The organism is Nonomuraea sp. NPDC050691 (genome assembly GCF_040654455.1).
Taxonomy (GTDB): Bacteria; Actinomycetota; Actinomycetes; order Streptosporangiales; family Streptosporangiaceae; genus Nonomuraea.
Map to the genome: position 1 here is coordinate 1 of NZ_JBFAIA010000324.1, position 3,697 is coordinate 3,697.

Here is a 3,697-nt window from a genome sequence, read left to right on the forward strand (position 1 = left end):
CCGCACTATCGCGTGGGCCCGGCCGTCCCCGCGGGCGTTCCAGGGTCAGGACTGGCCGCTGTCCTCCTGCGCCAGCCACCACGGGGTCGCCCGGGCCCACGCGATGGTGCGGGACAGCCCCTCACGCAGCTCGGTCGTGGCCCGCCAGCCGAGCACCTCGCCCGCCTTGCGGGCGTCCGGGATCCTGCGGCGCAGGTCCTGGTAGCGCGTGCCGAGCCGCGCGCCGGTGTCGAGCGGCACGGCCGCCGGCCCGTCCCCGGTGAGTTCGAGGATGAGCCGTACCACCTCGCCGACCGTGGTCTCCTCGGAGCTGCCGACGTTGAAGCACTCGCCGTCGGCCTTCTCGCTCGCGCCGGCCGTCAGCGTGGCGTCGATGGCGTCGTCCACGAAGGTGAAGCACCGGGTCTGGCCGCCGTCGTCGTAGACGATCGGCGGCAGGCCGCGCAGCGCCCGGTGGACCGTCCGGCTGACGACGAACGCGGGCCGCTGGCGCGGGCCGTAGACGTTGAAGTAGCGCACGATCGTCGCGCGCAGGCCGCGCTGCCGGACGAAGGCGAACGTCAGGTGCTCGGCCAGCGCCTTGCTGGAGGAGTAGCTCCACCGGTCGACGGCCGTGCTGCCGAGCACCCGGTCGTCGTTCTCCGCCCAGGGCACCGCCGGGTTCTTGCCGAAGACCTCGCTCGTGCTGGCCAGCACGACCTTGGCGCCGGCCCGCTCGGCCAGGTCGAGGACGTTCCGGGTGCCCCCGAGGTTGATGTCGATGACGTCCAGCGGCTCGTCGAGGTAGCGGTCGACGCCCACCACCGCGGCGAGGTGGTAGACGACGTCGACGCCGGGCTCGATGGCGGCGGCCACCTGGGCGCGGTCGCGGATGTCGCCGCTGACGTACCGGGGCGCGTCCGGGCCGGAGAAGAGGCCGGGCGGCGGGGCGCCGTGGTCGAAGACCGTGGTCTCATGGCCCTCGGCGACGAGCCGCTCGACCAGATGGCTTCCGACGAATCCGCTGCCGCCCGTGACGACCACTCGTGCCATGGCGTCTACCGTCCGATCCCGCGGTAGGCGAAGCCCAGCTCGCGCAGGCGGGCGATGGTCTCGCGCGGGTAGTAGGCGCGCCCGTCGATCACCGCGCACGACGCGGCCACCCGTGCGCGCAGCCACGTGAGGTCCAGATCGTGGAACGGCTTGTGCCAGGCCAGCACGGCCAGGCAGTCGGCGTCGCGCACCGCCTCCTCGACGGACGCGCACGGCCGCACACCGAAGGTCTTCTCGGCCTCGTCCTCGTCCACCAGCGGGTCGTGCAGCGCGACCTGGGCGCCGGCCTCGCGCAGCGCCGCGATGACGGGCTGGGTGGGCGTGGCCCGCAGGTCACCGGTGTCGTTCTTGAACGCCAGGCCCAGCACCGCGACCTTGGCCTGCTCCGGCGTGCGGCCGAGCTTGGCCAGCTCCTCCACGATGAGGCCGACGGTGTAGTGCGGCATCCCGTCGTTCACCTCCCGCGCCGCCGGGATCGTGCGCAGGGCCAGGCCGCGTTCGCGGGCCGAGCGCCACACCATCCACGGGTCCTTCGTGAGGCACGAGCCGCCGACACCGACGCTCGGCAGGAGGATGTTGACGCTGCCGCTGCCCTTCTTGATCGAGTTCGCCGCGGCGATCACGTCGAGCACGTCCACGTCGACCGTGGCGCACACCTGGGCGAGTTCGTTGGCCATCGCGATGTTGTGGTCGATCCACCAGTTGTCGGCGAGCTTGACCATCTCGGCCGTCTCCAGCGACGCGCAGCGGATGATCTCGACGCCCAGGGCGCGCCGCCAGAACTCCGCGGCGGTGTCGGTGCTCTCGTCGCACCAGCCGCCCACCACGATGGGGAAGGTGCGCAGTTCCCGCAGCGCGTTCCCCTCGGAGAGCCGCTCGGGGCAGAAGGCCAGGCCGAAGTCCGTCCCGCAGGTCAGGCCGGAGCGCTCCAGCAGGGGGACGACGAGCGCGCGCGTCATCCCGGCGGGAACGGTGCTCTTGAAGATCAGCAGCTGGCCGGGGCGCAGGTGCCTGCTCAGCTCCTCGCAGGCGCCGCGGAGCTGGAGGTCCATCAGCTCGCCCTGGTCGCGGATGGGCGTGCCGACCGTGACGATCACCACGTCGGCCGAGGCGAGCGCCGCGTACTCCGTGGTGGCCTGGAAGGCCGCCGTGCCGGCCAGGCCGGAGATCAGCTCGGGCAGCCCCGCTTCGCTGAACCGGCAGTGTCCGCCGGCCAGCTCCTCGACGAGCGTGGCGTCGGTGTCCACCCCGATCACCCGGACGCCGCTGTCGGCGAGGGTCGCGGCTATACACGATCCGACATATCCCAGGCCGACTATTCCGGCCGTGATGTGTTCCTGAGCGGGCAAGAAACGCACACTCACTCCATTCGACGAGTGTTTCACCGAGCCGGTGGCATTTCGGGGCCGATCGCTTCGACAATCGGCTCGTGAATGCGAAATGACGTCGGCCGATTTCCTGTTTCCGTTTCTAGCCCGTGCCTGTTCGGGCGGGCCGCGGCGGCGCGCGCCGGGCGCGTTCGCGGGCGATAGCTTGGCCGGTTGGTGGAGAGCCGATGACTTGGTCACGGATTGCGCGCGGCGAGCCCGGCGGCGTCGCTGCGCCGGGGCGGCGCGAGAGGGGCGCCCGAGCCGATCCGCTCCCGGACCACGTAGGTGGGGTGGCCCATTCCGCTGCCGTGAATACGGCCGACGTATTCGCCGAGGACGCCGATGGCGATGAGTTGCGCCGCCGAGAACAGGGCGACCATCGAGGCGATCGTGGTGAACCCGGCCACGGTCGTGCCGCCGGTCGCGAAGTGCCACAGGACGGCTCCGCCCAGCAGCAGGCCGAACACGCCGGCGGCGAAACCGAGGTAGCTGGCCAGGCGCAGCGGCGCCGCGCTGTATCCCAGCACCATGTTCGCCGTGTGCCGCACCAGCAGGGGCAGCGAGTAGTTGGACCGGCCGTGCTGGCGGTGTTTCATCTGGACCGACACCGAGCCGACCTGGGTCGTGGCCCACGACAGGGCCACGTCGATGGACGCGTGCGGGCCCGAGAGCTGGGCGAACCCGTCGCGCAGGTGGGTGCGGAAGGCGCGGAACGCGCTGATCTTGCGGGCGCCGCGGAAGCCCAGCGTGGCGGACATGCACGCCTTGACCGTGCGGGAGGCCAGGCTGCGCAGGTAGCCGTGCTCCTCCACGTGCGGCACCCCGTAGACCAGGTCGAGGCGGTCGCCCTCCAGGGCCGCCAGCAGGTTCGGGATCTGCTCGGGCAGGTGCTGGAGGTCGTCGTCCATCGTGACGACGACCTGCGACCCGGCCTCCCTGATGCCCGCGACCAGGGCGTTGTGCTGGCCGTAGTTGCGGGACAGGTGGATCGCGCGCACGCCCTCCACGTGCCGGGCCAGCTCGGCGGCGGCGGCCCAGGTGTCGTCCGGGCTCCCGTCGACGACGAGGATCACCTCGTACCGCACGCCCAGCTCGCACAGCACGGAGACGACCCTGGGCACCAGCAGCGGAAGTGTACGCGCCGACCGGTAGCACGGGATGACCACCGACACTGACTCCGTCATGGATCCTCCGATTTCGGGGGCCGTGGCCCATTGCGTTGTTCTTGGTGCGGTATCACGCGGTGCGGCATCGGCCGGCCGCGCGCGGGGCGCGGCCGGGCCCGGCCGGCGCCC

The 3,697-nt window shown here is 72.0% G+C and carries 3 protein-coding genes; all 3 read right to left on the minus strand.

The features are described 5' to 3' along the window. Positions 1-45: 45 nt before the first annotated feature. Entirely contained in the window at positions 46-1,032 is a 987-nt protein-coding gene (locus AB0H81_RS44210) for an NAD-dependent epimerase/dehydratase family protein (protein WP_358388350.1), read from the minus strand. Between the two features lie 5 nt (positions 1,033-1,037). Next, positions 1,038-2,390 carry a nucleotide sugar dehydrogenase gene (locus AB0H81_RS44215; protein ID WP_358388353.1) on the minus strand — a complete coding sequence of 451 codons (1,353 nt, stop codon included), beginning with the start codon at positions 2,388-2,390 and terminating at the stop codon, positions 1,038-1,040. Between the two features lie 206 nt (positions 2,391-2,596). Next, entirely contained in the window at positions 2,597-3,586 is a 990-nt protein-coding gene (locus tag AB0H81_RS44220) for a glycosyltransferase (protein WP_358388355.1), read from the minus strand. Positions 3,587-3,697 lie beyond the last annotated feature (111 nt).

Bases quoted from the DNA above. Each gene is read 5' to 3' on its own strand.
- AB0H81_RS44210 (WP_358388350.1), bottom strand. From the start codon at position 1,032: ATGGCACGAGTGGTCGTCACGGGCGGCAGCGGATTCGTCGGAAGCCAT.
- AB0H81_RS44220 (WP_358388355.1), bottom strand. From the start codon at position 3,586: ATGACGGAGTCAGTGTCGGTGGTCATCCCGTGCTACCGGTCGGCGCGT.